The sequence below is a fragment of the Micromonospora sp. NPDC000121 genome, assembly GCF_042899165.1.
GTDB lineage: Bacteria > Actinomycetota > Actinomycetes > Mycobacteriales > Micromonosporaceae > Micromonospora.
Genome location: NZ_JBIAZP010000007.1, coordinates 328118 through 354395 on the forward strand (window position 1 = coordinate 328118; position 26278 = coordinate 354395).

General features: G+C 74.0%; 25 protein-coding genes. 12 read left to right on the top strand and 13 right to left on the bottom strand.

Going from position 1 to position 26278, the window contains the following annotated elements:
- The first annotated feature begins 10 nt into the window (after window positions 1-10).
- From ACFY23_RS21750 to pdxT, 4 genes are all read left to right on the top strand, one after another.
- Window positions 11-1171, top strand: coding sequence for a glycosyltransferase family 4 protein (locus ACFY23_RS21750; RefSeq protein ID WP_350682039.1), 1161 nt, complete (start codon window positions 11-13; stop codon window positions 1169-1171).
- Between the two features lie 2 nt (window positions 1172-1173).
- Window positions 1174-1677, top strand: a complete 504-nt coding sequence (locus ACFY23_RS21755) for a hypothetical protein (RefSeq protein WP_350682078.1) — start codon at window positions 1174-1176, stop codon at window positions 1675-1677.
- Between the two features lie 190 nt (window positions 1678-1867).
- Window positions 1868-2785, top strand: a complete 918-nt coding sequence (pdxS, locus tag ACFY23_RS21760) for a pyridoxal 5'-phosphate synthase lyase subunit PdxS (protein ID WP_350682037.1) — start codon at window positions 1868-1870, stop codon at window positions 2783-2785.
- Between the two features lie 76 nt (window positions 2786-2861).
- Complete coding sequence (pdxT, locus tag ACFY23_RS21765) at window positions 2862-3470, top strand: pyridoxal 5'-phosphate synthase glutaminase subunit PdxT (RefSeq protein WP_350682035.1); 609 nt, start codon at window positions 2862-2864, stop codon at window positions 3468-3470.
- A gap of 40 nt (window positions 3471-3510) precedes the next feature.
- Here the strand turns inward: pdxT and ACFY23_RS21770 are convergent, their stop codons facing one another.
- The gene (locus tag ACFY23_RS21770) at window positions 3511-4362 is read right to left on the bottom strand and encodes a helix-turn-helix transcriptional regulator (protein WP_350682076.1); all 852 of its coding nucleotides are present in this window, start codon (window positions 4360-4362) and stop codon (window positions 3511-3513) included.
- Window positions 4363-4466: 104 nt separating this feature from the next.
- Here ACFY23_RS21770 and ACFY23_RS21775 point away from each other — a divergent pair, with 104 nt between their 5' ends.
- The 5 genes from ACFY23_RS21775 to ACFY23_RS21795 all read left to right on the top strand — a co-directional run bounded on the left by ACFY23_RS21775 (window position 4467) and on the right by ACFY23_RS21795 (window position 8454).
- Entirely contained in the window at window positions 4467-5129 is a 663-nt protein-coding gene (locus tag ACFY23_RS21775) for an NAD(P)H-dependent oxidoreductase (protein WP_350682033.1), read from the top strand.
- Window positions 5126-5287: a hypothetical protein gene (locus ACFY23_RS21780; RefSeq protein WP_350682031.1), complete on the top strand. Its 162-nt coding sequence runs from the start codon at window positions 5126-5128 to the stop codon at window positions 5285-5287. The genes ACFY23_RS21775 and ACFY23_RS21780 overlap by 4 nt, the downstream gene beginning before the upstream one ends.
- A 232-nt stretch (window positions 5288-5519) precedes the next feature.
- Entirely contained in the window at window positions 5520-6269 is a 750-nt protein-coding gene (locus tag ACFY23_RS21785; protein ID WP_350682029.1) for a YebC/PmpR family DNA-binding transcriptional regulator, read from the top strand.
- 246 nt (window positions 6270-6515) lie between these two features.
- Window positions 6516-7766 carry a hypothetical protein gene (locus ACFY23_RS21790; protein WP_350682027.1) on the top strand — a complete coding sequence of 417 codons (1251 nt, stop codon included), beginning with the start codon at window positions 6516-6518 and terminating at the stop codon, window positions 7764-7766.
- Between the two features lie 25 nt (window positions 7767-7791).
- Entirely contained in the window at window positions 7792-8454 is a 663-nt protein-coding gene (locus ACFY23_RS21795) for a DUF402 domain-containing protein (protein ID WP_350682025.1), read from the top strand.
- A 26-nt stretch (window positions 8455-8480) separates the two neighbouring features.
- On the opposite strand, the gene ACFY23_RS21800 is transcribed toward ACFY23_RS21795, so the two are convergent.
- Window positions 8481-9917, bottom strand: coding sequence for a nitroreductase family protein (locus ACFY23_RS21800; protein WP_350682023.1), 1437 nt, complete (start codon window positions 9915-9917; stop codon window positions 8481-8483).
- A gap of 131 nt (window positions 9918-10048) precedes the next feature.
- The gene (locus ACFY23_RS21805) at window positions 10049-10840 is read right to left on the bottom strand and encodes a shikimate dehydrogenase (RefSeq protein ID WP_350682021.1); all 792 of its coding nucleotides are present in this window, start codon (window positions 10838-10840) and stop codon (window positions 10049-10051) included.
- Window positions 10841-11188: 348 nt separating this feature from the next.
- Here ACFY23_RS21805 and ACFY23_RS21810 point away from each other — a divergent pair, with 348 nt between their 5' ends.
- Window positions 11189-11992: an SGNH/GDSL hydrolase family protein gene (locus tag ACFY23_RS21810; protein WP_350682019.1), complete on the top strand. Its 804-nt coding sequence runs from the start codon at window positions 11189-11191 to the stop codon at window positions 11990-11992.
- Window positions 11993-12192: 200 nt separating this feature from the next.
- Here ACFY23_RS21810 and ACFY23_RS21815 read toward each other — a convergent pair whose 3' ends face one another.
- The 7 genes from ACFY23_RS21815 to ACFY23_RS21845 all read right to left on the bottom strand — a co-directional run bounded on the left by ACFY23_RS21815 (window position 12193) and on the right by ACFY23_RS21845 (window position 18578).
- Window positions 12193-13254, bottom strand: coding sequence for an ABC transporter permease (locus tag ACFY23_RS21815; protein WP_350686580.1), 1062 nt, complete (start codon window positions 13252-13254; stop codon window positions 12193-12195).
- A complete protein-coding gene (locus ACFY23_RS21820; protein ID WP_350686582.1) occupies window positions 13251-14144 on the bottom strand; it encodes an ATP-binding cassette domain-containing protein in 894 nt (297 codons plus the stop codon). The genes ACFY23_RS21815 and ACFY23_RS21820 overlap by 4 nt, the downstream gene beginning before the upstream one ends.
- Window positions 14145-14226: 82 nt before the next feature.
- Entirely contained in the window at window positions 14227-14928 is a 702-nt protein-coding gene (locus ACFY23_RS21825) for a response regulator transcription factor (RefSeq protein WP_350686591.1), read from the bottom strand.
- A gap of 71 nt (window positions 14929-14999) precedes the next feature.
- Window positions 15000-16286 (bottom strand): sensor histidine kinase, encoded by a 1287-nt coding sequence (locus ACFY23_RS21830; protein ID WP_350686584.1) that lies wholly within the window; start codon window positions 16284-16286, stop codon window positions 15000-15002.
- Window positions 16287-16513: 227 nt separating this feature from the next.
- Window positions 16514-17464 carry a permease prefix domain 1-containing protein gene (locus ACFY23_RS21835; protein WP_350686586.1) on the bottom strand — a complete coding sequence of 317 codons (951 nt, stop codon included), beginning with the start codon at window positions 17462-17464 and terminating at the stop codon, window positions 16514-16516.
- Entirely contained in the window at window positions 17461-17802 is a 342-nt protein-coding gene (locus ACFY23_RS21840) for a PadR family transcriptional regulator (protein WP_350686587.1), read from the bottom strand. The genes ACFY23_RS21835 and ACFY23_RS21840 overlap by 4 nt, the downstream gene beginning before the upstream one ends.
- Before the next feature lie 131 nt (window positions 17803-17933).
- Window positions 17934-18578, bottom strand: a complete 645-nt coding sequence (locus ACFY23_RS21845; protein ID WP_350686589.1) for a hypothetical protein — start codon at window positions 18576-18578, stop codon at window positions 17934-17936.
- A gap of 206 nt (window positions 18579-18784) precedes the next feature.
- Between ACFY23_RS21845 and ACFY23_RS21850 the strand changes: the two genes are divergently transcribed.
- Window positions 18785-20245 (top strand): serine/threonine-protein kinase, encoded by a 1461-nt coding sequence (locus tag ACFY23_RS21850; RefSeq protein ID WP_350819749.1) that lies wholly within the window; start codon window positions 18785-18787, stop codon window positions 20243-20245.
- Here ACFY23_RS21850 and ACFY23_RS21855 read toward each other — a convergent pair.
- The 3 genes from ACFY23_RS21855 to ACFY23_RS21865 all read right to left on the bottom strand — a co-directional run bounded on the left by ACFY23_RS21855 (window position 20242) and on the right by ACFY23_RS21865 (window position 22483).
- A complete protein-coding gene (locus tag ACFY23_RS21855; RefSeq protein WP_350685493.1) occupies window positions 20242-21135 on the bottom strand; it encodes an NmrA/HSCARG family protein in 894 nt (297 codons plus the stop codon). The genes ACFY23_RS21850 and ACFY23_RS21855 overlap by 4 nt on opposite strands.
- An 89-nt stretch (window positions 21136-21224) precedes the next feature.
- The gene (locus tag ACFY23_RS21860; RefSeq protein ID WP_350819750.1) at window positions 21225-21749 is read right to left on the bottom strand and encodes a hypothetical protein; all 525 of its coding nucleotides are present in this window, start codon (window positions 21747-21749) and stop codon (window positions 21225-21227) included.
- A gap of 170 nt (window positions 21750-21919) precedes the next feature.
- Window positions 21920-22483, bottom strand: a complete 564-nt coding sequence (locus ACFY23_RS21865) for an RNA polymerase sigma factor (protein WP_350685490.1) — start codon at window positions 22481-22483, stop codon at window positions 21920-21922.
- A gap of 236 nt (window positions 22484-22719) precedes the next feature.
- Here ACFY23_RS21865 and dnaE point away from each other — a divergent pair, with 236 nt between their 5' ends.
- A complete protein-coding gene (dnaE, locus tag ACFY23_RS21870; protein WP_350819751.1) occupies window positions 22720-26250 on the top strand; it encodes a DNA polymerase III subunit alpha in 3531 nt (1176 codons plus the stop codon).
- Window positions 26251-26278 lie beyond the last annotated feature (28 nt).

Below are 26278 nucleotides of genomic sequence, written 5' to 3' on the forward strand. Positions count from 1 at the left end.
GCGTTGAGGCGTGCGCATCGGCATCGTGTGCCCGTACTCCTTCGACGTGCCCGGCGGAGTGCAGAACCACGTCATGGACCTGGCCGAGGCGCTGATCGGCCTCGGGCACGAGGTGAGCGTGCTCGCCCCGGCCGACGAGGACTCCCCGCTGCCGCCGTACGTGGTGCCGGCGGGGCGGGCCGTGCCGCTGCCGTACAACGGCTCGGTGGCGCGGATCGCGTTCGGCCCGGTCTCCACGGCGCGGGTGCGGCGCTGGATCACCCGGGGCGACTTCGACGTGCTGCACGTGCACGAGCCGCTGACGCTGAGCCTGTCGCTGCTGGCCGTGCTCTCCGCCCGCGGGCCGGTGGTGGCCACCTTCCACACGGCGATGACCCGGTCGCGGGCGCTCGCCGCCGCGCAGGGGGTGCTCCAGATCGTGCTGGAGCGGATCACCGCCCGGATCGCGGTCAGCGCGCTGGCGCGCAAGGTGCAGGTCGAGCACATGGACGGCGGCGCGGTGGAGATCCCCAACGGGGTGGCCGTCGCGAAGTTCAACCACGCGCAGCCGCTGCCCGGCTGGCCGGGGGAGTGCCCGCCGGGGCGGGGCGGCGCGATCGGCTTCCTCGGCCGGTTCACCGAGGCCCGCAAGGGCTTCCCCATCCTGCGCGACGCCTTCGTCGAGCTGGCCCGGCAGCGTCCCGGGCTGCGGCTGCTGGTGGCCGGCCCCGGTGACCCGGACGACCTGTTCGGGCGTTTTCCGGTCGAGCTGCGCGACCAGGTGACCTTCCTCGGGCTGGTCTCCGAGGAGGACAAGGCGCGGATGCTGCGCAGCGTGCACCTCTACGTGGCGCCGAACACCGGCGGGGAGTCCTTCGGCATGATCCTCACGGAGGCGCTCGCGGCGGGCACCACCGTCGTGGCCAGCGACCTCGACGCGTTTCGCCGCGTGCTCGACGGCGGCCGGGCCGGCCGGCTCTTTCCGACGGGGGACGGGGCCGCGCTGCGTACCGCCCTGGCCGACCTGCTCGACGATCCCGACGGCCGGGCCGCGCTGACCGCCTGCGGCGACCAGGTGGTGGCCACCTTCGACTGGCCGGTGGTCGCCCGCCGCGTCCTGGAGGTGTACGCGGCGGCGATCGAGGCCACCGACGGGCGGGTCATGGACACCGAATGGGTGGGGCTGGACTGACGATGTCGGGCGTGTGGTGGGGGGTGGTCGCGGCCCTGGCCGTCGGGCTGGTCGCCGCGTACCTGGTCTGGACCGCCGGCCGGGTCGACCGGCTGCACGGCCGGGCCGAGCTGGCCGCCCGCGCCCTGGACGCCCACCTGCTGCGCCGCGCGGCGGCCGCCGCGGTCCTGGCCGAGCGGCGTTACGGCGTCGAGCTGTACGCGGCGGCGCGGATCGCGCTGGACGCGCAGCCGGACGAGCGGGAGGCCGCCGAGAACGACCTCACCCGCCAGTTGCGCGCCGTGGAACTGGACCCGACCGATCCGGAATGCGAGGCGGTGATCGCCGCCAGCCGACGGCTCGCCCTGGCCCGTCAGGTGCACACCGACCTGGTCCGCGACGCCCGCGCGGCGCGCGGGCGCCCGCTGGTGCGGCTGTTGCGGATGGGGCGCCGCCGGCCCTGGCCGCGCTACTTCGACATCGACGACCCCACCCTCAGCGTCCCGGCCGACGTCCCCGCCGGCTGACCGGGCACCGAACCCGTCAGAACGCCCCGGACGGGACGCCGGGCGCCCCGGCGAGGGGCGGCGGCGGGGCGGTGACGACGGCCACAGTGCAGGCCACCGTGGGTCTGATTGGCTGTCGGACGGGCGTTGGGCCGGCCGTAGCATTTTCGCAGCCACCCCCCACCCCGAGCAGGTCGAGGAGCGATAACCCGTGCCCGAAACGACTGCCCAGAACGCCAGCGCCAGCCCGGTCACCGGCACCGCCCGCGTCAAGCGCGGCATGGCCGAGATGCTCAAGGGCGGCGTGATCATGGACGTGGTCAACGCCGAGCAGGCCAAGATCGCCGAGGACGCCGGCGCGGTCGCCGTGATGGCGCTCGAGCGGGTGCCCGCCGACATCCGCGCCCAGGGCGGCGTCTCCCGGATGAGCGACCCGGACATGATCGACGGCATCATCAACGCCGTCTCCATCCCGGTGATGGCGAAGGCCCGGATCGGCCACTTCGTGGAGGCACAGATCCTCCAGTCGCTCGGCGTCGACTACGTCGACGAGTCCGAGGTGCTGACCCCGGCCGACTACGCCAACCACATCGACAAGTGGGCCTTCACCGTCCCCTTCGTCTGCGGGGCGACCAACCTCGGCGAGGCCCTGCGCCGGATCACCGAGGGCGCGGCCATGATCCGCTCCAAGGGCGAGGCCGGCACCGGTGACGTCAGCAACGCCACCACCCACATGCGGAAGATCCGCCAGGAGATCCGCCGGCTGGGCTCGCTGCCGGAGGACGAGCTGTACGTGGCCGCCAAGGAACTCCAGGCGCCGTACGAGCTGGTCAAGGAGGTCGCCGAGAGCGGCAAGCTGCCCGTGGTGCTGTTCACCGCCGGTGGCATCGCCACCCCGGCCGACGCCGCGATGATGATGCAGCTCGGCGCCGAGGGCGTGTTCGTCGGCTCCGGCATCTTCAAGTCCGGCAACCCGGCGCAGCGGGCCGCCGCGATCGTCAAGGCCACCACCTTCCACGACGACCCGGACGTGCTGGCCAAGGTCTCCCGGGGCCTGGGCGAGGCGATGGTCGGCATCAACGTCGACGACATCCCGCAGCCGCACCGCCTGGCCGAGCGCGGCTGGTGAGTGGTGTAAGGAAGGGCACCTTCCTGACGCCTGAGGTAGCGGAAGGGGCCCTTCCTAACGAGGAGAGGAGCGGCAGATGGGCGACGCACCCGTGATCGGTGTGCTCGCGCTCCAGGGCGACGTACGCGAGCACGTCGCCGCCCTCGCCGCGGCGGGCGCGGACGCCCGGCCGGTCCGCCGTCCGCAGGAGCTGGACGCGGTCGACGGCCTCGTGATCCCCGGCGGCGAGTCCACCACGATCAGCAAGCTCGCCGACATCTTCGAGATGCGCGAGCCGATCGACAAGCGGATCGCCGGCGGGATGCCGGTCTACGGCTCGTGCGCCGGCATGATCATGCTGGCCACCGAGGTCCTCGACGGCCGGCCAGACCAGCGCGGCTTCGCCGGCATCGAAATGACCGTGCGGCGCAACGCGTTCGGCCGGCAGGTCGACTCGTTCGAGGCGCCGGTGGGGATCACCGGCGTCGAGGGTGGGCCGTTCCACGCGGTGTTCATCCGGGCGCCGTGGGTCGAACGGGTCGGCGACGGCGTGGAGGTGCTCGGCACGGTGACCGAGGGTCCGGCCGCCGGGCGGATCGTGGCGGTCCGGCAGGGCAACCTGCTGGCCACCTCGTTCCACCCCGAGCTGACCGGCGACGCGCGCGTGCACGCGTACTTCGTGGAGCTGGTGCGGGCGGCCCGCTGAGCGGGGCGACGGGTTCCGCCGACCGGAGGAGCCCGTCTCCTCAGCCGGCCACCGACCGCAGGTGCCCGGGCAGCCGGCCCTGCAGCCGGTCCAACCCGGCCGCCGTCGCCGCGTCGGCGGGCAGGTGGACGACGAGGCGCTGGTGGTCGCTGTCGGCGAACTCCAGCGTCTCGTAGGTCAGCCGCAGCAGCCCCACCTCCGGGTGCCGCAGCCCCCGCACGCCGGTGACGGGCGCCGCCACCGGCCGCCGCTGCCACCGCTGCGTGAAGGGCGCGCCGACCGTGCGGGCGAGCCGTTCGGCGAAGTCGTCGGTGGCCCGGTCGCCCTGGCGCAGCCGGTGCAGCTCGGCGACCTGCTGGTCGGCCAGCTGCGCCCAGTCGGGGAAGTGGTCGCGGGCGCGCTCGTCGGTCAGCACGAACCACACCAGGTTGGGGCGGTGGCCGTCGAGCAGGCCCAGGGGGCGGGCCAGCCGGTCGAAGGGATCGTTCCAGGCCAGCACATCGCCGAGCCGGTTGAGCACGTACGCGGGGGAGTCCCGCAGCGCGTCGAGCACCGCGCGGACGGTAGGGCGGACCGTGCGGGACACCGCCGGCCGCTCGCCGGGGCACAGACTGCGACCGTGGTTGACCGCCGCGAGCTGCCGCAGATGCTCGCGATCGGCGTCGCCGAGCAGCAGGGCGTCGGCCAGCGCGGCGAGGATCTCCGGCGACGGGCGGGTGTCACGGCCCTGTTCCAGGCGGGTCAGGTACTCGACGCTGACCTGGGCGAGCGTCGCCAGTTCGGCCCGGCGGAGCCCGGGCGTGCGCCGCCGGGCGCCGGTGGCGAGGCCGACCTGGGCCGGCTGCACGGCCTCCCGGCGGCTGCGCAGGAACGCGCCCAACTCTCCGTCCATCACCGGGCCAGTCTGACAGCGGCCTGTGGACGATGGGTGGCCCCGTCGGGGCCACCCTCGCGGCGGCCTCCCCACGCGGCCGGATCGGCCGCAGGCTCGTCGGCATGGGAAACGCACAGACAGCAGGGCCGGTCCGGATCGGCCTGATCGTGGGAAGCACCCGTCCCGGCCGGCGCGGCGCGGCGGTCGCCGGATGGGCCGGGGAGGTGGCGGCGGGTCACGACGCGGTGCGCTCGGGCGCCGCCGTCGTCGAGGTGCTGGACCTGGCGGAGCGGACCCTGCCGCTGCTCGACGAGCCGGTGCCGGCGATGTTCGGCGACTACCGGAACCCGCACACCCGTCGCTGGTCCGCCGCGGTCGGGGCCTGCGACGCGTTCGTGTTCGTGACGCCGGAGTACAACCACTCCGTTCCGGCCGCGCTGAAGAACGCCGTCGACTACCTGTTCGCCGAGTGGAACGGCAAGCCGGCCGGGGTGCTCAGCTACGGCGTGCAGGGCGGCACCCGGGCCGGCGCGCACCTGCGGCAGATTTTGACCGAGGTGCGGGCGGTGGTCGTGCCCACCGTGGTCGCCCTGACCGTTTTCACCGACTTCGACTTTGCCGGGGCGGATCCGGGCGACCCGACGGCGCCGGGACGGATCGCGCCGGCCGCCGAGCGGGCGGAGGCACTGTCGGCGATGCTGACGGAGATCGTCACCCGGGCGCGCGAGCCGCGCTCCGACGGCGACATGGTGGCGGCGGGCGGCAGCTCAGAGCGGGTGGCATGAACATGGAGACGATCCTGATCACCGTGGCACCCGAGCTGCCGGGGCCGCTGCCGGGGCTGGAGTCGTTCCAGCGCTACCGGCCCGGCTTGGAGGACCGGTGCGAACAGCGGTCCACGTCGGGGTTCACCGTGCTGGGGTCGTACGGCTTCGGGGCCTGACCGCGCCGGCGCCCTCGTTCCGTCTGTCCCGGTCCGGGCGGGCGGGGCGGGCCGGCGACGCGCCGTGCGTGACAGTCGTGGCCCGGGCGTCGGTAGGATTGCCGAGATTCGGCAGGGCCATCTGCCCGTCACGGCTTCCACCAGGGCTGACCGGCACCACCGCGTGCGCCGGCGGGAGCGGGGCGTGTGCGGTGCGGTCGATGCAGACGGCGGGTAGCAACGGAGGTAACAGATGTCCGGCCACTCAAAGTGGGCGACGACCAAGCACAAGAAGGCGGTCATCGACGCCAAGCGCGGCAAGATGTTCGCCAAGCTCATCAAGAACGTCGAGGTCGCCGCGCGGACCGGCGGTGGCGATCCCGCCGGTAACCCCACGCTCTACGACGCCATCCAGAAGGCGAAGAAGAACTCGGTCCCGAACGACAACATCGACCGCGCCGTCAAGCGCGGCTCGGGCCTGGAGGCCGGCGGCGCCGACTACCAGACCATCATGTACGAGGGCTACGGCCCGAACGGGGTGGCGCTGCTCATCGAGTGCCTGACCGACAACCGCAACCGCGCGGCGACCGAGGTGCGCACCGCGCTGACCCGCAACGGCGGTTCGTTCGCCGACGCGGGCTCGGTGTCGTACATGTTCTCCCGCAAGGGCGTGGTGATCGTCCCCAAGGCCGGGACGACCGAGGACGACGTGATGATGGCCGTCCTCGACGCCGGCGCCGAGGAGGTCAACGACCTGGGCGAGGCGTTCGAGGTGGTCTCCGAGCCGACCGACCTGATCGCGGTACGCACCGCGCTCCAGGACGCCGGCATCGAGTACGAGTCGGCCGAGTCGTCGCTGATCCCGAGCGTCAACGTCCCCCTCGACGAGGATGGCGCGCGCAAGATCTTCAAGCTGATCGACGTCCTGGAGGACTGCGACGACGTGCAGAACGTCTACGCGAACTTCGACGTCAGCGACGAGATCATGGCGGCCGTCGGCTGACGCCCCGTTCGCCCGCCGCCGGGCCTCGCCGTGGAGCAACCCGGCGAGGTCCGGGGGGCACGGCTGAGACCGTGCGGTGGGCAGGATCAATCCCGTCTCCGTCGTGATCGTTGTGCCCTTGCCCCGTCCGCCGGGGCGGTAACGACCCGGACGGGCGTGAATCTCCGGAGGATCATCCGGACACCCGCGTTCCCAGAGCTCGCATAGGATCTTCCGCTGTTCGATCTTCTTGAGCAACGGAGACACATGCGAAGGACCCTCGCCGCCGCGGCTGCCGCCCTGGCGATTCCCGTCCTGGCCGGCGCCGTCGCCCCGCCCGGTGCGACAGCGGGCCCGATGCCGACTCCGGGCCGGGGCGTGGCCGTCGGGACGTCGCGCCCGGCGGTGGCGCCCCCGAACATGCCGGCGACGGTGTACGGCGGTGCGTGGCCCTCGGGCCACGTGCAGGGGGTGGCGGTCGACTGGAGCCGCGGTCACGTCTACTGGTCCTTCACGAACCTCCTGGTCAAGACGGATCTCGGCGGTCGGGTCGTCGGCACGGTGACCGGCCTGACCGGCCACCTCGGCGACCTGGACGTCAACCCGGAGGACGGCCGCGTCTACGGCTCGCTGGAGTACAAGGCGCAGCGGGCCTTCTACATCGCCATCTTCGACGTCTCCCGGATCACCCGGATCGGAATGAACGCCGAGACGGACGGGGTGATGACCACCGTCTACCTGAAGGAGGTCGTCGACGACTTCACGGCGGACCTGGACGGCGACGGCGTCTTCGACGGCGACACCGCGCAGACCGCCGACCACCGGTACGGCGCCAGCGGCATCGACGGGGTCTCGTTCGGACCGGCGCTGGGCACCTCCGGCGGGCGGAACGTGCTGATGGTCGCCTACGGCATCTACCCGAACACCACGCGTACCGACAACGACCACCAGGTGCTGCTCGCCTACGACGTGCGGCGGTGGAGCCTCTTCGCCCGCCCACTCAGCCAGAGCGCGCCGCACCGGAGCGGACCCGGGCAGCCGTACACCAAGGTCTTCGTCCGGACCGGGAACACCACCTTCGGCGTGCAGAACCTGGAGTACGACCGGCACACCCGCCGGTGGCTGATGGCGGTCTACCGGGGCAGCAAGCCGGAGTTCCCGAACTGGACGCTCTACGCGATCGACGGCACCGTCGCGCCGCAGACCGGTGCGCTCACCGGCCAGCCGGACGGCGCGACCGGGCGGATCGTCCCGCTGGCCCCGGCCGGGCTGACTGATCCGGCCACCGGGATCCGCGGCTGGGAGGGGCCGGGCAGCTTCGGTCTGGAGGCGCTCGGCGACGGCCGGTTCTACGTGGTCAGCAGCGGGACGACCATGGTGGACGGTGTGCGGCGGCAGACCGGCACGGCGGTCCTCCAGCACTGGACGGGAGCGACGCCGAACCCCTTCGCCGTGGCCGGATCCACGGTCGCCGGGCGCCGGCCCGCAGCCCGTGCGGTGGTCACCCGACCCCGCTGACCCCTGCACCCGCTACGTTGGGGGAGTGGATCGTCCGGGTCGGGTGGAGCGAGACGGTAGGCGGATCGGGGAGGCGCACCGCTTCACTCCGGGCGACGTGGTCGTCCGGCGCGAGGTCCTGCACGGCGAGGTGTGGTTCGCCTGCCCGACCGTCTGTGTCGAGGACTCGCCCGACCTGCTCGTGCTCTACCTGCCCACGGGTGCGGAGTTCGGCTTCCCCGAGGCCGGGCGGTTCCCGTGCGGGCGGCACCCGTGGCAGGTCGCCGGGCACCGGGCGTGGAGCGGCCACGGCAAGCTGATGCTGCACCGTCCGGGCGAGGCGCACTCCGTGGACGTCTTCTGGACCGGCCCGGAGCGCGCCTTCGCGGGGTGGTACTTCAACCTCCAGGAGCCGTTCCGGCGTACCCCGATCGGGGTGGACACCCTCGACCACGAGCTGGATCTCTGGTGGCCGGCCGACGCCGACCGCTACGTCTGGAAGGACGTGGAGATGTTCGCCCAGCGCCTGGCGGAGGGGCGCTATCCGGGGATGGCCGACGCGATCCGCGCCGAGGGCGACCGGATCGCCGCCCTGCTCGACGCCGGGGAACGGTGGTGGGACGAGGCGTGGGCGTCGTGGCGGCCGGACCCGGCCTGGCCGGTGCCGGCCCTGCCGGCCGGCTGGGAGAGCCTCCCCCCGGCCCGCTGACCACCGGCCCGCCCCCGGTTGCGCCGTCACGAGCCGCTGCGGGGCATGACCGGCCGGACCTCCACCGGACTGCCCGGCCCGCCGCCGGCGCGCGACGCGTACTCCGGGACGCCCACGCACGTGAACAGCAGCGCCGCGAGGTCGTCCGGCTCGCCGAGCAGGCCCGGGACCTCCGAGTCGAGGAAGGTCATCCCGGAGGCGCCGGCGCCCAGGGCGTACGCCGCGAGGTGCAGCCGGCCCTCGACGAGCCCGGCGGCGAGCTGGGCGTCGCGGTAGCCGCGGTCGTCGAGCGCCGACAGCGGGGTGGCCCCGACGACGACGTACGCCGCGTCGCCGGCGAGCGACTGGTCCAGGCAGACCCGCAGCACCTCGGCGCGCAGGTCCGCGGCCCGCAGCGGCGTCGCCAGGTCGGGCCACCGGTAGAGGCCGGGCGGCACGTCGTCGACCCCGTGCACGGCCACCCAGTGCGGGACCGGCACGCCGCGCAGCGCGGCGGCCAGGGGCCACTCCAGCAGGGCGCGCGGCAGCGTCCGGGACCGGTCCATGCGGCGCTGCGACCCGCGCCGGAGCACCACCTCGTCGAGCGGGTCGGACGGCGGGTACTCCGGCAGCGGCGGCGCCTCCGGCCAGGGCTCGCCGAGCGCGTTCCGCTCGCCCGCGCGCTGCGCCGCCGTGCACAGCGGCAGCTCGACCGGCGGCAGCTCGCCCGGCACCGCCGTCGCGGCGGGGTCGATCGCGGGCTCGCCGTCGCCGAGGGACAGCAGGGCGAGTGGATATTCGTGCACCCCGTCCGCGCCGACGAGCCGGCGCACCGTGGCGTCCGGGAACAGCGTCCGCAGCCGCGGCGCGAGGCCGGCGCTCGCGGCCGCCGCCGACAGTTGGGACAGCAGCGTCCCGGCGTCCCAGTAGAGGTGCCGCCATCCGCGCTCGGCGTACCGCCACCCCGTCCGCCACGGCACGCCCGTGACGACGAGCGTCGTGGCCGCTCCGGTGGCGGCGGGGGCGACCTGGACGAGCGCGTGCCGTGCCGGGTCGTACCAGTGCACGCCGTCGGGGACGCCCGCGACGCCGCGGGTGCTCGCGTAGACCTCCAGCGGGAACCGTGCGCCGGCGGAACCGGCGGCGCGGTAGAGGAACCGCCGCCCGTGACGCTCGGCGGTGCGGACGACGCCGGCGCCGAGGAAGAGCACCCGGCCGAGCTGCGCCGCGTCGAGGGGCCGCGCCGCGCCCGCAACGCCCGCGAGCACCGCCGTCGCGGCGATCCCCGGGTCGGGCAGGTCGGGCGGCAGGGCGACGACGGGCAGGCCGTCCGGATAGCCCTTGAGCTGTGGCGGCAGGGTCGCGGGGTCGTTCGGTACGAGGTCCTGGCGGACCCGCGGGTCGTCCACGGACACGTCCCAGGCGCGGTTCGGCGCGTACGACGTCAGCCGGTGCAGCAACCCGGCGCCGGAGTCGAGGTCCACAGGGGCCATCCTGCCAGTACGCGGCACCGCCGCGCCGCGACCGGCCGGCGGTCACCTCACCGTGCGGCGGCAGGGGCCCCGGCCGGTCGGCGCCGACACCACGACGATGGCCGAGGAAGCCACCTTGCCCGTCACAGCCCGAAGAACGCGAGGTAGGAGTCGAGCTGGTGGGCGAGCATCGGCTCGCCGGGGTGCGCCCGCAGGCCGCGCGCGCGGGCCTGCGCCAGCAGGGCCGTCTCCGCCGGGGTCATGATGATGTCGGCGACCACGGCGTCCGCCGGCAGTTCGGCGACCGGGAACGGCAGCGGGTCGTCGGGGCGCAGCCCGAGGGGGGTCGCGTTGACCGCGAGGTCGGCGTCGGCCAGTCGCGGTCGCGCCGCCGCGGTGACCCGGTCCGGGTGCGCGGCGGACAGCCGTCGCCGCAGCGTCTCCAGCCGGCCCGGGTCGGTGTCGGCCAGCCGTAGCTCCGCCACGCCGGCGTCGAGCAGCGCGACGGCGATGGCGCTGCCCGCCCCGCCGGCGCCCACCACGCACACCCGGCGGCCCCGGGGGTGGTGCCCGGCCGAGGCCAGCCCGCGGACGAATCCGTCGCCGTCGAAAGTGTCCGCGGTCCAGGTGCCGTCGGGTTCGCGCCGCAGGGCGTTGGCGCTGCCGGCCAGGCGGGCGCGGTCGCTGGCCCGGTCCGCGAGGGCCAGGGCGGCGGCCTTGTGCGGCACGGTGACCAGCATCCCGTGCAGGTTGCCCGTCCGTTGCAGGCCGCGTAGGACCGCGGTGAGGTCGGCCGGTGCGACGTGGACCGGGACGAGCACCGCGTCGGTGCCGCGGCGGGCCAGCACCGGGTTGAGCAGCCCGGGGGCGCGCACCTGCGCGATCGGGTCGCCGAGCAGCGCGTACAGCCGGGTGGTGCCGCCGATCTCCGCCATGCTGCGCCTCCGTGTCGATGGCCGGCGCCCAGGGGCCGCCCGTCCCGCCGGTCGCGGGTGCCGCGCCGCGCCGACGCTATCGCGGGCCCGGACGCGGGGCCCCTCCGGGTTCGCGCCGTCCGCCGCGCCGGCCGCTCCCGCCCGTCGGCCGCCGCCGGTTCCGTAGGGGACGGTGGGTGCGCCGGGGGCGTGCGACCCCGGAGGCGCGGGGTGGGCGGACGCGGCGGTACGGGGTGCCGGACCCGGAAACCGTTGTCGGCACCCCTAAGATCGCCGCAAGGATCTTTCGCCGGGAAATATTTAGTGATATCAATCTCGCACCCGATCCCTCTACCCCCGGAGTGCGACGTGCGGAGAACCCGCTTCCTGACCTTCGCCCTGAGCCTCGCCACGGCTCTCGGCGCCAGCCTCTCCCTGGGCGTCCCCGCCCAGGCCGCCGCCACCGACCGCTACGTCGCCCTCGGCGACTCCTACGCCTCGGGCGTGGGCGCCGGCAGCTACACCAGCGAGAGCGGCTCCTGCCAGCGCAGCACCAACGCCTACCCCGCGCTGTACGCCGCCAACGTCAGGCCCGCCTCGTACCGCTCGGTCGCCTGCTCCGGCGCCACCACGACCAGCGTGATCAACACCCAGCTCTCCGCGCTCAGCTCCACCACCAGCCTGGTCAGCATCACGGTCGGCGGCAACGACGTCGGCTTCTCCAACATCATGACCACCTGCGTGCTCAAGGGCACCACCGAGTGCGTCGCCGCCGTGCAGGCTGCCGAGGACAAGGCCCGCGCCCAGCTCCCCGGCCTGCTGCGCAACGTCTACAACGGCATCAAGACCCGGTCCCCGAACGCCCGGGTCGTGGTCGTCGGGTACCCGGTCTTCTACCAGCTCGGCACCGTCTGCGTCGGGCTGAGCGCCACCTCGCGCGCCAAGATCAACGAGGGCATCAACCTGGTGGACGACATCACCCGCAGCGCGGCCACCGCGGCCGGCTTCACCTTCGCCGACGTGCGTTCGGCCTTCGTCGGGCACCAGCTGTGCAGCTACGGCGAGAAGTGGCTGCACGCCCTCAACTACCTCAACCTCGGCGTCTCCTACCACCCGACCGCGGCCGGCCAGTCCGGCGGCTACTACCCGGTCTTCCGCAACGCCGCCGACTGACCCGTCCGCGCGCCACCGCCGGCTGACCCCGTCGGCCACCGGCGGTGGCGCGCGTCCGTCCCGGCCCCCGGTGGCCCCGCCCGACCCCTTCGGGGCGCGGACCGACGGCCGCGGCGGCCCGGCACGCGGTGGGCGTGCCGGGCCGCTCCGCCGCGTCAGCCCCGGACGTGGTACGCCCGGCCGGCGCCCCGCGACACCGCTCAGCCCACCGTCTCGCGGGACCGCCACGCCGTGCGGACCGAGGTGCGGCCGTTGGTGCGCAGCAGCGAACCCTCGTACACCCGGGCCCCGGCAGCGACGAGCGCGGCGGCCGCGACCAGCAGCAGGGCCAGCGACAGCAGCGGCTCCCAGCCGGCCGCGTCCCCGGTGAACAGCCGCAACGGCATCGCCGTCGGCGCGGAGAACGGCAGGTAGGACAGCACCCGCATGGCGGTCGCGTTGTCGTTCAGGAAGATCACCGCGAAGAACGGCAGCATGACCGCGAGCTGCACCGGCATCGACACGCCGGCGATGTCCTCCTGGCGGTTGACCAGCGCCCCGGCCGCCGCCCACATCGCCGCCACCAGCACGAAGCCGAGCAGGAAGAACGGCACGAACCAGCCGATCGCCGGGGCCAGCAGCGAGAGCAGCCCGCCGCCGTCACCGAACCGCACACCCACCACGGCGACCAGGGCGACGAGGGCGATCTGCCCGAGGGCCAGCAGGGTACCGGCGATCATCTTGCCGGCCAGCAACGCCCGGACCGGCACCGCGGCCACCAGGATCTCCACGATCCGGGTCTGCTTCTCCTCGATGATGCTCTGCGCGATCTGCACGCCGAAGGTCTGCGAGGTGACGAAGAAGACGAACGCGAAGGCGAACGGCACCAGGAAGGCCACCACCGGGTCCACCGCGTCGGGGTCCAGCAACCGCACCGGGGGTTGCGTGCTCAGCGCCGCGACCACGTCGTCGGGAGCCTCGTCCATGGCCAGCACCGCCGGCCCGGAGACCACGGCGGCGTCCACGTCACCGTCGCGGACGGCCTGCTCGGCGGCGCGGTCGTCGGTCACCGCCCGCACCTCCAGCCCCGCCTCGCGCAGCGGGCCGGCCGCCGCCTCGGTCACCGCCACGCTCGACGGGCCGCCGGAGAGCAGCGGCGGCAGGATGGTCGCGGCGGCGGCGATCAGCAGGAAGAACAAGGTGCTGATCAGGAAGGTGCGGTCACGCAGCTTGACCCGGATCTCCCGGGCGGCGACCAGCCGGGTGGCCTGCGTGGTGTTCACTGGGCGACCTCTCGGAAGATCTCGGTGAGGGACGGGCTGACCGGGCGGAACGCGCGCACCGGGCCGCGGGCCAGCGCCGCGCGCAGCACCGGCTGCTCGTCCGCGCCGGGCGCGAGGTCGAAGACGGCGCGGGCGCCGTCCAGGTCGACCAGGGCCACCCCGGGCTGGTCCCGCAGCCAGCCGGCGTCGGTCTCCACCACCAGCTCGAACCGCGGCACCGTGTACGTCGCGCGCAACTGCTCCCGGCTACCGGCGGCACGGATCACGCCGCCCGCGATGATCACCAGGTCGTCGCAGAGCCGCTCCACGACGTCCAACTGGTGGCTGGAGAAGAGCACCGGCACGCCCGCGGCGCCCCGCTCCCGCAGGACCTCCACGACCGTGTCCACGGCCAGCGGGTCGAGGCCGGAGAACGGCTCGTCGAGCACCAGCACCTCCGGGTCGTGCACCAGCGCGGCGGCGATCTGCGCGCGCTGCTGGTTGCCCAGCGACAGCGTCTCCAGCAGGTCGTCGCCGCGCTCGGCGAGCCCGACCCGCTCGAGCAGGTCGTCCGTGCCGCGCCGTGCCGCGGCGGCCGTCATGCCGTGCAGCCGGCCCAGGTAGGTCACCTGTTCCCGGACGCTCATCTTCGGGTAGAGGCCCCGTTCCTCCGGCATGTACCCGAAGCGCCGGCGGACCTCGCGGGTGACCGGGGCGCCCTGCCAGCTCACCTCCCCGGCGTCCGGGGCGAGCACCCCGAGGATGATCCGCATGGCGGTGGTCTTGCCGGCGCCGTTGCCGCCGACGAAGCCGGTCATCCGGCCGGCCGCCACGTCGAAGGACACGTCCTGGAGCGCCCGACGGTCGCCGAAGCTGCGGTCGACGCCGTCGAGACGGAGCACACTGGTCACGGCGGTCACGCTAGATCGTCGACTGCCCGCCGCCGTCCCCCCGGAGGCTGAGCGGACGGGTCCCCCGCGCGACGGAGGCCGGTCAGCCGCCGGGTCGCACCACCCCGTGCTCGTACGCGAAGACCACCGCCTGCACCCGGTCGCGCAGGCCGAGCTTGGCCAGCACCCGGCTGACGTGCGTCTTCACCGTGGCCTCGCCCAGGTGCAGCTCCGCGGCGATCTCGGCGTTACTGGCGCCCCCGGCGACCAGGACCAGGACCTCCCGCTCGCGGGGCGTCAGGTCGCGCAGTGCCGCCTCGGGAGGCGTCCGTACGCCGCCCGGTCCGGCGGGATCGCCGGGGCGGGCGAAGGTGGCGATCACCCGCCGGGTGAGTTCCGGGGCGAGCAGGCCGTCGCCCCGGGCGAGCACCCGGATCGCCTCGACCAGCGCCTCCGGGGTGCCGTTCTTGAGCAGGAAGCCGCTGGCCCCGGCGCGCAGCGCGGCGAACAGGTAGTCGTCCCGGTCGAAGGTGGTGAGGATCAGCACGGCCGGCCCGCCCGGCTCGTCCTGCTCGGCCGTGATCCGCCGGGTGGCCTCCAGCCCGTCCACCCCGGGCATCTCCACGTCCATCAGCACCACGTCCGGGCGTAGCGCCCGGGCCATGCCGACGGCGCGCTCCCCGTCGGCGGCCTCCCCGACGACCTCGATGTCGTCCTCCACCTCGAGGATGACCCGGAAGCCGGTGCGGACCAGGTGCTGGTCGTCGGCGAGCAGCACCCGCACCGGCCGGTCGGCGTCGGGCACGTCGCGGTCGGCGCCCGGGCCGGGCACCTCGTGGTCGGCGGCGCTCACGCCGGACACCGCTCGGGCGACGCTCACGCCGGACACCCCGCCGCGACGGGCAGCGGGAACCGGGCCCGCACCCGCCAGCCGCCGCCGGCCCGCGGGCCGACCTCCAGCGCCCCGCCGTGGGTGGCGACCCGCTCGCGCATCCCGACCAGGCCCAGCCCGTCGGCGTTGGCCGGGCGGGTGGCCCGTCCGTCGTCGGTCACGTCCACCTCCACCTCGTGCGCCAGGTAGCGGATCCGCACGTCGAGTGCGGTCGCCCCGGCGGCGTGCTTGAGCGCGTTCGTCACGGCCTCCTGGACGACCCGGTACACGGCCTGGGAGACCGACTCCGGCAACGGCACCGCGTCCCCGTACACCCCGAGGGTGGCCCGCAGGCCGGCCTCGCGGGCCCGGTCGACCACGGCCGTGACCTGGTCGACCGCGGCGGGCCCCGGCTGGGCCGCGCGGTCCGGGCCCTCGTCGCGGGCGCGGAGCACGCCCAGCATCCGGCGCAGCTCGTCCACCGCCGTGCGGGCCGTCTCCTCGATCGCGCCCAGCGCCGTCCGGGCCTTCGCCGGGTCCTTGTCGAGGACCCGCCGGGCGGCGGACGCCTGCACGCCCATCACCGACACGTGGTGGGCGACCACGTCGTGCAGCTCCCGGGCGATGCGGACCCGCTCGCCCACCACCGCGTGCTCACGGATCTCGGCCTGCGAGCGGCGCAGCTCCTCGGCCCGTGCCTGCACCTCGTGCTGCCGGCGGGCGGCCAGCCACGCGGTCTCCCCGAAGAAGTACGCGAACCCGAAGAAGATGCCGTTGACCAGCACTCCGCCGACCATCACGGCGAGCACCGGAGGAACCGGCCCGACCGCCTGGTCGAACGCGTTCGCGGGAACCTTGCCGATGGTGACCGCGTAGTAGACGCCCAGCCAGGCGAACATGGTGACGATCACGCCGATGCGCAGCCGGCGGGCCAGCCGGCGGTCCGGTCCCCACGCCCCGAGCGAGTAGATGGCCGCGAACAGGGCCCACGAGGCGAGCTGCATCTCCGGCGCGGAGCGCGCCTGCGCGGCGATGAACGCGGCCGAGACGACGAGCAGGGTGGCGGCGGGGAACCGGCGCCGCCAGATCACCGGCAGCGTCACCGCGACGGTCCAGAAGACCTGCTCCGGGCCGGACGGTGGCGGCCCGAGCAGGAACGCCCCGGTGCTGCGGGCCAGGGTGAGGCTGACCAGCGCCAGGACGACCGTCGCCAGCCCGATGTAGACGTCGAGCCGCCGCTGTTCCGGGGTGGGCCCCGGCCGCCGCCAGTCGTCGTCCGCCACGCTGTTCACCCTGGTGAGGATCTCATCCCGCCGGTCGGCGCCGGTCGGGCACCCGGCCGGGGGTGAGCCGGCCCGGCCCCGGCGACGTGCGTTGCCCGCGGGCCCGGTGGCGGCGGTCAGTCCGGTCGAGCAGCCGGCCAGCCGGCCGCCGCGGCCACCACCGACTCCCTCCGGCCCGCTCGTCACGGCTGACGGCCCGGCACGTCGGGGCGTGCCGGGCCGCGTGGCGCGGTCGGTCAGCGGCCGTTGCGCAGCGCCTTGACCACGCTCTCGACGACGTCCCACAGCACGATCAGCACCGTGCCGGCGACCACGATGGTGGCGACGGTGTCCAGGTTCTCGCCCTCGCCGAGCCACCCGAAGCGGGCCACGAGGTCGGGGTTGAGCAGCCGGTCGGTCGACATCAGCCAGACCACCGGCACCGCGAAGGCCAGGTCGAGCGTCGCGTTCGCCGCGACCAGCGGCCAGGTCCAGCGGCCGGCCCGGTACTTGGCGATCTCCAGGCCCACCGTGGCGACCAGTACGGCGATCAGGAACGGCAGCCAGAAGCTCCACAGCGCCGGGTCGAGGACCGGCAGGTTGCCGTCTCCGTCGGCGGGGACGAACGAGCGGAAGTGCTGCATCGGCAGGTAGGCGATGAACAGCGCCAGGAAGCCGATGGAGACGGCGGTGTCGGTCAGAGTGATCTGCCGGTCGACCGGGCCCTCCGGGAGTTGGTCGACGTTCCACTCGGGCAGGTGCAGGGGGACCCTGGTGCGCTCCAGCACCGCGAAGACCAGGGTGACCCAGAAGGCGATCTGGATGGCCACCGTGAGGGCGGTGGCGATGCCCTCTCCGACGGCTCCGCCGGCGTTCACGCCGTCGGTGGCCGCGAGCAGGCCGACGACCACGCCGGCCGTCGCCGGCACGAAGCTGAGCAGCAGCTTCAGCAGCCGCTCCCAGGCCAGGTAGTAGGCCGGCCCGATGAGCTGCAACCGGCGGTCGGAGTAGCGGGCGGCGAGCCGCGCCGGGTCGCCCAGCTCGGTGAGCACCTCCCGTTCGGCGGCGGCGGGGTCCTGCCCGCCGGTCGTGCGGCCCTCGACCATGTCCTCGATCGAGGCCCGCAGCTCGGTGGCGATCTCCTCGCGGCGCGCGACCGGCACCGAGGGCAGGGTCGCGGCGAGGTAGCGGTCGGTCAGGGAAGTCATCGGTCGGCTCCTTCGATCAGCCCGGTCAGGGAGGTCTGCACTGCGGCGAGGTCGGCGAGGAGCCGGCCCAGCACCGACTCGCCCTCCTCGCTGGTCCGGTAGAACTTGCGCGGCCGGCGCTCCTCGGTGTTCCACTCGCTGGTCAGCAGCCCCTGCTCCTCCAGCCGCCGCAGCAGCGGATAGAGCGTGTTGGCGTCGACCGGGAAGCCGTGGTCGGAGAGGCGTTGCAGGAGCGCGTAGCCGTAGTCGGGGCGCCGCAGGGCGACGAGGCTCGCCACCACGACGGTGCCCCGACGCAACTCCTGGAGGTGCGTCCGCAGGATCTCATCGCTCACCATGTGTCACACCATACTGTGTGGCACACACTATCGTCCAGTCCTACATCATCGTGCGCGACGCCATCACTGTGTTCCGAGCCAAATGGACGGCGGCGGGACCCTCGGGGCCCGCCGCCGTTGGTGCCGGCCGTTCAGCAGGGGGAGCCCTCCCGGAACGCGCGCTCGACGAAGGCCGCCGGTCCGACCTGGAGGTAGCCGACGCCGGGCCGGATCGGGTGGCCGGTGAACAGCTCCACGCGGGATCCGACACGCACCAGGTACGCCGACGCGTCACCCGCGTCGTTGCGGATCAGCGAGCCCCGCCGGCCGTAGGTCTCCTCCAGCTCCGCGAAGGACATGCCCACCCCCGCGCCGGCCGGCGTGCGGGGCGGCGCGGTGGCTGTGCCCACCTCCACCAGCCGCCCGTTCCGGAAGGCCAGCAGGATCTTCCCGGCCCAGGCCCCCGTGACGCCGGCGCGGACCACGCCGGCGCAGCCGGGCGCCACCCAGTCGACGAGGCCGGCCGCCGACAGGCGCGCCAGGCTGGCCCCGATCCGGAACGGGCCCGCGCCCCGGACGCTGATGACCCGGACCTCGTCCCGGTCGGCGGCCGGGCGGGCGTCGGGCCGGGCGGCGCCGCCGGAAGCCGCGCCGGGGTCACCGCCGAAGCGGTCGGTCGGCGGTCCGGCGGCGGTGTCCGGCCGGGGCGCGGCGGCGGCCGGGGCCGCCACGGTGATCGGCACGAGCCCGGCCGTGACCAGCAGGGCGGTGACGACGGTGTACGAGAGACGGTGCACGGGGATCTCCTCCTCCGGAGTGCGGATGTCCTTGCCCTGTTGGTCACCCCGCCGGCCGGTTCGGTTCGTCGGGTTCCCGACCCGCGGGCTCCTCGTCCGGCCGGCGCTCCGCCGTTACGCGGATCCGAGGGCTGCCGCCGGCCCGGCACGCCGTCTACTGTCGAGTCGAAGCAGCGACCGGCGGGCCGGTGGCGAAGGTGGTGCGGGTGACCAGTCCGGCGCGGATCGGGCCCTACCGGATCGAGCGGCTGCTCGGCGTGGGGTCGTTCGCCACGGTCTGGCTGGGTCACGACCCGGTGCTCGACTCCCGGGTCGCGATCAAGGTGCTGGCCGAGAACTGGCACCACGACCTGCGGGTGCGGGAGCGGTTCCTCGACGAGGCCCGCCTGCTGCGGCGGCTCGACGACGAGCGGCTGGTCCGGGTCCACGCGGTCGGTGAGCTGGCCGACGGCCGGCCGTACGCGGTCCTGGCCTGGGCCGACGGCGGCAGCCTCCGCGACCGGCTGGCCGCCGGTCCCGTGCCCGCGCCGGCCGCCCTGGATCTGCTGGCCGAGATCGCCGCCGGCGTCGCCGTCCTGCACCGCCACGGCGTGGTGCACCGAGACCTCGCCCCGGGCAACGTCCTGTTCCGGTCGGGCCCGGACGGCGAACGGGTGCTGGTCGCCGATCTCGGGCTGGCCAAGGAGCTCGCCGCCGCCTCCGGTCTCACCGCCCGGGCCGGCACCCCCGGCTACATGGCGCCGGAGCAGAACGACCCCCTCGCCGTCGTCGACGCCCGCGCCGACGTGTACGGGCTGGGCCGGCTCGGTGTGCGGCTCCTCGGCGCGGACGCGGAGCGCGTGGCCGGCGGCCAGCCGCACGCGGGTGGGGCGATCCGGCTGCGGGAGGGCGTGTCGCCGCAGGTGACGGCCGTGCTCCGCCGGGCCACCGCGCCCCGACCCGAGGACCGGTACCCGGACGCCACCGCCTTCCGTGCCGCCCTGCGGCGCGCCGCCACCGCGCCCACCCGGCCGGATTCCCCGGCTGGCCGGTCCGCCGCCGACCCGGCTGGCCGGTCCGCCGCCGGTCCGTCCCCAAGGTCCTTCGCGGGCGGACCGACGCGGGTGGGGAACCGGCGGCCGGGCCGACGGCGGTTCGGGGCCGTGGGTCTGGGCGTCGTGGCGCTGGTCGCGGTCGGGGCCACGGCGGGCGACGCCGCGACCGCCGGACGGAACGCCGGGACCTGGACGAGCGGGCCGGTGACGGTCCAGCTGCCGCCCGGATGGCGGGCCACCGGCACCGGCTGGGCCGGCCAGTACGGCCCCGACGGCCGGCTCGAACCGGCCCTGGTGATGTCGCCCGACCCGCACCGGTGGGCGGTCGACCCGACCGTGCCGGGCGCCTTCGTCGGACTGTCGGCCAGCATCGCCGCGCGTACGACCCCGGCGGGTTTCGTCGCCGAGCGTCCCCACGCGGCGTGTGCCGCCGCCCCGGTACGCCGTACCCGGCAGGCGGGGGTCGACTGGGTGGTGGCCCGGTTCACCTGCGACCAGGGCCGACCCGAGGTCGTCGAGGCCGCCGGGCTCGCGCCCGACCGCGCCGGGCTGGTCTACGTGCAGATCACGCCCCCAACCGGCAGCCGGGCCGACTTCGTCGACACGCTGCTCGCCGGGGTGGCGGTGGGTTAGCCGCCCTGGGGCCCGCCCCGTTCCGCAGGCTTCCCGGCCCGGTCGCCGTGCGGTGCGGACGCCGCCGGGCCGAGGCGGTCCCGCAGGAACTCCTCGAACGTCAGCAGCCCGGGGAACCGGTTCCGCAGGCCGGCGATGTCGGCCTGGTATCCGCTCTCGGCGAACCACGCGTACATGCGCTGCTCGACGGGTTGCGGCTCCAGGCGGGTGGGGGTGCCGGTGAGCGCCTCGAAGATCTCGGCGACCCGGGTGAAGGTGAGTTCGTCACCGGCGATCTCGAGCTGCGTGCCGAGGTGCTCGGCGGGGTGCGCGAAGGCGTGCGCGGCGATGCGGCCGACGTCGTCCGACGCGATCATCTGGAGCGGTCGGTCGGGAACGACCTGCAGCCTCAGGACCCGTTCTCCCTGGGCGTCGGCGTAGTGGAGCAGGTTGTTCATGAAGAACGCCGGGCGCAGGATGGTCGCGGGCAGGTTCAACGCCTGGATGTGCCGCTCGATCTCGGCCTTGGTCTCGAAGTGGTCGATGCCCGTCCGGCGGTCCGCACCGCCCACCGAGCTGTAGACCAGGTGCGCGACGCCGGTGTTCCCGGCCACGTCGGCGACGGTCTTTCCCTGCCGGACCTCGGCCGCGAGGGCTTCCGGCGTCTGCGCCAGGGCCTGGACGCTGAAGACACCGTGCGCACCGCGCATCGCCTCGCGGAGCGAGTCGGCATCGTCCATGTCACCCTCGACCAGGGTGGCACCCTGCTCGTGCAGGAGGCGCGCCGCCGGCTTGGTCCGATCGCGTACGAGCGCCCGCACCTGCCAGCCGTCCCGGAGCAGCCGGCGTGCCGTGGCGCCGCCCTGGTTGCCGGTCGCACCGGTCACGAGAATCGTCTTCCGCTCTGTCATGACGGTCCAGCCTAGGGAAAGGGCTGGTCAGCCGACGTCGAGGGGCCGGCCGTCGACGGGCGCACGCCCGGCCGCCCCTCGCGCCGGTGCTACCGCACCACCACTGTGACCGTGTGCGTCGTGCCGCCCTGCGGGATCAGCACGGCCACGGTGCCGGGGCGGACGAACCGGATGTCCACGACCCCCGCCTCGTAGCTGCGGGAGACGAGGTCCTCCCGGTCCACGGTCACCTCGCCGGGGCCGATGCCGATGATCCGCAGCACCCCACCGGTGGCGAAGCAGAGCGACGTGAGCAGCGCCAGCTCGGTCTCCGCCAGCACCAGGTCGTAGCGCACGGCCCCGAGGCAGGCGCCGGGCAGCCCGCTCGGCGACGGCGTCGCGGTCGGCGTACGCCCGGCGGCGGTCGTCGGTGGCGGGGCCGGCGGGGGCCGTCGGGCCGGCGGGACGACGGCGGACGGGCCGGGGGTGCTCGGCGCGGGCGGGGAGGCGGACGCCGGGGAGGCCGACGCCAGGCCGGCGGACTGGCTCGTCGCCACGGCCGGCGGCTGCACGGGCAACGGCGAGACCGGCGCGCCCCCACGGCCGCACGCCGCGACGGAGAGGGCCACGGTCACGGCGACCACCGCGACCGTGGCGAGACGCGACCTGGGGAACCGGAAGCCGCCGGACCGGCGCGACGCGTCCGTCCCGCCCCCGCGGTGGGCCGCCGTCGTCACCGTCGTCCCGCCCCCGCGGTGGGCCGCCGTCGTCACCGTCGTCCCGCCCCCGCGGTGGGCCGCCGTCGTCACCGTCGCCCCTCGCCGCCGGCGGGCTCCCCGGACAGCCGGTGCCGGAGCTGCCGGCGGGCCTCGTGGATCCGCGACTTGACGGTCCCCTCCGGCACGTCGAGCAGGTCGGCGATCTCCCGGTAGCCCAGCCCGAGCACGTCCCGCAGGGTCACCGCCTCGGCCAGCTCGGGGCGCACCGCGTCGAGCGCGTCGAGCAGGTCCAGCCGGGTGCCGGCGACCACGCTGGTCCGTCGCGGGTCCGGCAGCTCGGGCAGCGGGACGCCGCCGGCCTCCACCAGCCAGCGCCGGCGCAGCGCCCGGTACGTGGAGCGGGCCCGGTTGGCCGTCAGCCGGTAGAGCCAGGTGTGGAACGACGACCGGCCCTCGAACCGCGTGATGCCCCGGGCCAGCGCGAGCAGCGCGTCCTGGCACGCCTCCTCGGCGTCCTCCCGGTGGGGCAGCAGGCGGGCGCACAGCCGCAGCACCTCCGGACGCACCGCGGTCAGCAGCGCGTCGAGCGCTGCCGGATCGCCGCGCGACGCCGACACGGCCAGGTCCTCGACACCGTCCGCGAGGGGCATCAGGTCGTCCAATGCTCGCCGGATACCGTCCGCCCAGGCTACGGCCGCCGCCGCCCCGGCGCCGCCGCCGAGTCCGGCAGCCGACTGTCGGGGCGTCCCCGGGCGGCGGCCGGGGAGATCCACAACACCCCCGCCCGCTCCGCCCAGCGCGGCGTCTGGAACGGCCTCTTCCGGCGGCGATAGGGTAGGCCGACCGACCTCGACCATCCCATGATCCGACCCGGGGGGCGCCACGCATGGGCGATTCGTTCGCGCATCTGCACGTGCACACGGAGTACTCGATGCTCGACGGGGCGGCCCGGCTGAAGGACCTCTTCGCCGAGGTCAAGCGGCAGGGCATGCCGGCGGTGGCGATGACCGACCACGGCAACATGCACGGCGCGAACGACTTCTACAAGCAGGCGATGGCGGCCGGGGTCAAGCCGATCCTCGGCATCGAGGCGTACGTGGCGCCGGAGTCACGCTTCCACAAGCAGCGGGTGCGGTGGGGCCGGCCGGAGCAGAAGAGCGACGACGTCTCCGGCAGTGGCGGCTACACGCACATGACCATCTGGGCGCGGAACAAGACCGGTTTGCACAACCTCTTCAAGCTGACCAGCCGGTCGTACACGGAGGGGTTCTTCGTCAAGTGGCCGCGGATGGACGCGGAGCTGCTCGCCGAGAACGCCGAGGGGTTGATGGCGACCACCGGCTGCCCCTCCGGGGAGGTGCAGACCCGGCTGCGCCTGGGCCAGTACGACGAGGCGCTCAAGGCCGCCGCGAGGTACCAGGAGATCTTCGGCAAGGAGAACTACTTCCTGGAGGTCATGGACCACGGCATCAGCATCGAACGCCGGGTCCGCCAGGAGCTGCACGACATCTCCCGCAAGCTGGACATCCCGCCGGTGGTGACCAACGACTCGCACTACACCCACGAGGCCCAGGCCGAGGCGCACGACGTGCTGCTCTGCGTGCAGACGGCGGCGAACGTCGCCGATCCGAACCGGTTCCGGTTCGACGGCAGCGGCTACTACATCAAGTCCGCCGACGAGATGCGCGCCGTCGACAGCTCCGACCTCTGGTTGGAGGGCTGCCGCAACACCCTGCTGGTGGCCGAGAAGGTCGACCCCGCCGGGATGTTCGAGTTCCACAACCTGATGCCGCGCTTCCCGGTCCCGGAGGGGGAGACCGAGGAGTCCTGGTTCCGCAAGGAGACCTTCGCCGGGCTGGCCCGGCGCTACCCCGGCGGCATCCCCGAGGGCCACGTCACGCAGGCCGAGTACGAGCTGGGCGTCATCATCCAGATGGGCTTCCCGTCGTACTTCCTCGTGGTCGCCGACTTCATCCAGTGGGCCAAGAGCCAGGGCATCGCCGTGGGCCCCGGCCGCGGATCGGCCGCCGGCTCCCTCGTCGCGTACGCGCTGGGCATCACCGACCTCGACCCGATCCCGCACGGCCTGATCTTCGAGCGCTTCCTCAACCCCGAGCGCGTCTCGATGCCGGATGTCGACATCGACTTCGACGAGCGTCGGCGCGGCGAGGTCATCAAGTACGTCACCGACAAGTGGGGCGAGGACAAGGTCGCCCAGATCGCCACCTTCGGCACCATCAAGGCGAAGGCCGCGATCAAGGACTCGGCCCGGGTGCTCGGCTACCCGTACGCGGTCGGCGACCGGATCACCAAGGCGATGCCCCCGGCGGTGATGGGCAAGGACATCCCCCTCGAGGGCATCTTCGACCCCAAGCACCCCCGGTACGCCGAGGCCGGCGAGATCCGGGGCATGTACGAGGCCGAGCCGGACGTCAAGAAGGTCATCGACACCGCCCGGGGCATCGAGGGGCTGATCCGGCAGACCGGCGTGCACGCCGCCGGCGTCATCATGTCCGCCGAGCCGATCATCGACCACATCCCGCTGATGCGCCGGGACTCCGACGGGGTCATCATCACCCAGTTCGACTACCCGACGTGCGAGTCGCTCGGGCTGTTGAAGATGGACTTCCTCGGCCTGCGCAACCTGACCATCATCGACGACGCGGTGAAGAACATCCAGCTCAACCACGGCAAGGAGCTGGATCTGCTCGGGTTGCCGCTGGACGACAAGGCCGCGTACGAGCTGCTGGCCCGGGGCGACACCCTGGGCGTGTTCCAGCTCGACGGCGGGCCGATGCGCTCCCTGCTGCGGATGATGAAGCCGGACAACTTCGAGGACATCTCCGCCGTCCTCGCCCTGTACCGCCCCGGCCCGATGGGCGTGGACTCGCACACCAACTACGCGCTGCGCAAGAACGGCCTCCAGGAGATCACCCCGATCCATCCGGAGCTGGAGGAGCCGCTACGGGAGATCCTCGCGCCCACCTACGGCCTGATCGTGTATCAGGAGCAGGTGCAGCGCGCCGCGCAGATCCTCGCCGGCTACACCCTCGGCCAGGCCGACCTGCTGCGGCGGGCGATGGGCAAGAAGAAGAAGGAGATCCTCGACAAGGAGTTCATCCCGTTCCGGGACGGTTGCCGGGAACGGGGCTACTCGGACGAGGCGATCCAGAAGGTCTGGGACGTGCTGGTCCCGTTCGCCGGCTACGCCTTCAACAAGGCGCACTCGGCGGCGTACGGTCTGGTGTCGTACTGGACCGCGTACCTGAAGGCGCACTACCCGGCCGAGTACATGGCGGCGCTGCTCACCTCCGTCGGCGACGACAAGGACAAGATGGCGCTCTACCTCTCGGAGTGCCGCCGGATGCGCATCCAGGTGCTGCCCCCGGACGTGAACACCTCCGCCGGGCCGTTCACCCCGGTCGGCAAGGAGATCCGCTTCGGTCTCGGCGCGGTACGCAACGTCGGGGCGAACGTGGTCGCCGCGATCATGCGCTGCCGGGAGGAGAAGGGTGACTACACCGACTTCTACGACTTCCTCTCGAAGGTCGACGCGGTGGTCTGCAACAAGAAGACCATCGAATCGCTGATCAAGGCCGGGGCGTTCGACTCGCTCAAGCACTCCCGCAAGGCGCTGCTCGCGGTGCACGCGGAGGCCATCGACGCGTACGCCGACGTCAAGCGCAAGGAGGCCGTCGGCCAGTACGACCTCTTCGGCGCCGGCTTCGGCGACGCGGACACCAGCAGCACCACCGTGATGCCGGTGATCGGCGAGGGGGAGTGGGACAAGCGCGACAAGCTCGCCTTCGAACGCGAGATGCTCGGCCTCTATGTCTCCGACCACCCGCTCTTCGGCCTGGAGCACGTCCTCGGCGCGGCGGCCGACTGCACGATCGCCGCGCTGTCGGAGGAGGGCACCGTCCCGGACGGGGCGGTGGTGACCCTCGCCGGCATCCTCTCCGGGGTGCAGCGCCGGGTCACCAAGCAGGGCCGGGCCTGGGCCTCGGCCACCCTGGAGGACCTGGCCGGTGGCGTGGAGACGCTCTTCTTCCCCAACACCTACGAGGTGATCGGGCAGTACATCGCCGAGGACGCCATCGTGGTGGTCAAGGGGCGGGTGGACCGGCGTGACGACACCCCGCGCATCATGGCGATGGACATGTCCATGCCGGACATCAGCAGCAACCCGGCGAGCAAGCCGATCACCCTGACCATCCCGGTGACCCGGTGCACGCCCCCGCTGGTGGAGCGGCTCAAGGAGACCCTGGTGCTGCACCCGGGCGACACCGAGGTGCACGTCAAGCTGCTCAACGGCAGCAAGGTCACCACGCTGCGGCTCGGCCCGTTCCGGGTGGCGGCCACCACCGCGCTGATGGGCGACCTGAAGAGCGTCCTCGGCCCCGCCAACGTGAGCTGACCCGGGCCGGTCGCCCGGCGGCCGGGGC

What these genes read in the sequence shown, in the direction of transcription:
- ACFY23_RS21775 (WP_350682033.1), top strand. Translation starts at nt 4,467, where the DNA reads ATGGGAAACGCACAGACAGCAGGGCCGGTCCGGATCGGCCTGATCGTG.
- ACFY23_RS21780 (WP_350682031.1), top strand. Translation starts at nt 5,126, where the DNA reads ATGAACATGGAGACGATCCTGATCACCGTGGCACCCGAGCTGCCGGGG.
- ACFY23_RS21755 (WP_350682078.1), top strand. Translation starts at nt 1,174, where the DNA reads ATGTCGGGCGTGTGGTGGGGGGTGGTCGCGGCCCTGGCCGTCGGGCTG.
- ACFY23_RS21865 (WP_350685490.1), bottom strand. Translation starts at nt 22,483, where the DNA reads ATGCCCCTCGCGGACGGTGTCGAGGACCTGGCCGTGTCGGCGTCGCGC.
- ACFY23_RS21805 (WP_350682021.1), bottom strand. Translation starts at nt 10,840, where the DNA reads ATGGCGGAGATCGGCGGCACCACCCGGCTGTACGCGCTGCTCGGCGAC.
- ACFY23_RS21790 (WP_350682027.1), top strand. Translation starts at nt 6,516, where the DNA reads ATGCGAAGGACCCTCGCCGCCGCGGCTGCCGCCCTGGCGATTCCCGTC.
- ACFY23_RS21855 (WP_350685493.1), bottom strand. Translation starts at nt 21,135, where the DNA reads ATGACAGAGCGGAAGACGATTCTCGTGACCGGTGCGACCGGCAACCAG.
- pdxT (WP_350682035.1), top strand. Translation starts at nt 2,862, where the DNA reads ATGGGCGACGCACCCGTGATCGGTGTGCTCGCGCTCCAGGGCGACGTA.
- ACFY23_RS21835 (WP_350686586.1), bottom strand. Translation starts at nt 17,464, where the DNA reads ATGACTTCCCTGACCGACCGCTACCTCGCCGCGACCCTGCCCTCGGTG.
- ACFY23_RS21770 (WP_350682076.1), bottom strand. Translation starts at nt 4,362, where the DNA reads ATGGACGGAGAGTTGGGCGCGTTCCTGCGCAGCCGCCGGGAGGCCGTG.
- ACFY23_RS21840 (WP_350686587.1), bottom strand. Translation starts at nt 17,802, where the DNA reads ATGGTGAGCGATGAGATCCTGCGGACGCACCTCCAGGAGTTGCGTCGG.
- dnaE (WP_350819751.1), top strand. Translation starts at nt 22,720, where the DNA reads ATGGGCGATTCGTTCGCGCATCTGCACGTGCACACGGAGTACTCGATG.
- ACFY23_RS21785 (WP_350682029.1), top strand. Translation starts at nt 5,520, where the DNA reads ATGTCCGGCCACTCAAAGTGGGCGACGACCAAGCACAAGAAGGCGGTC.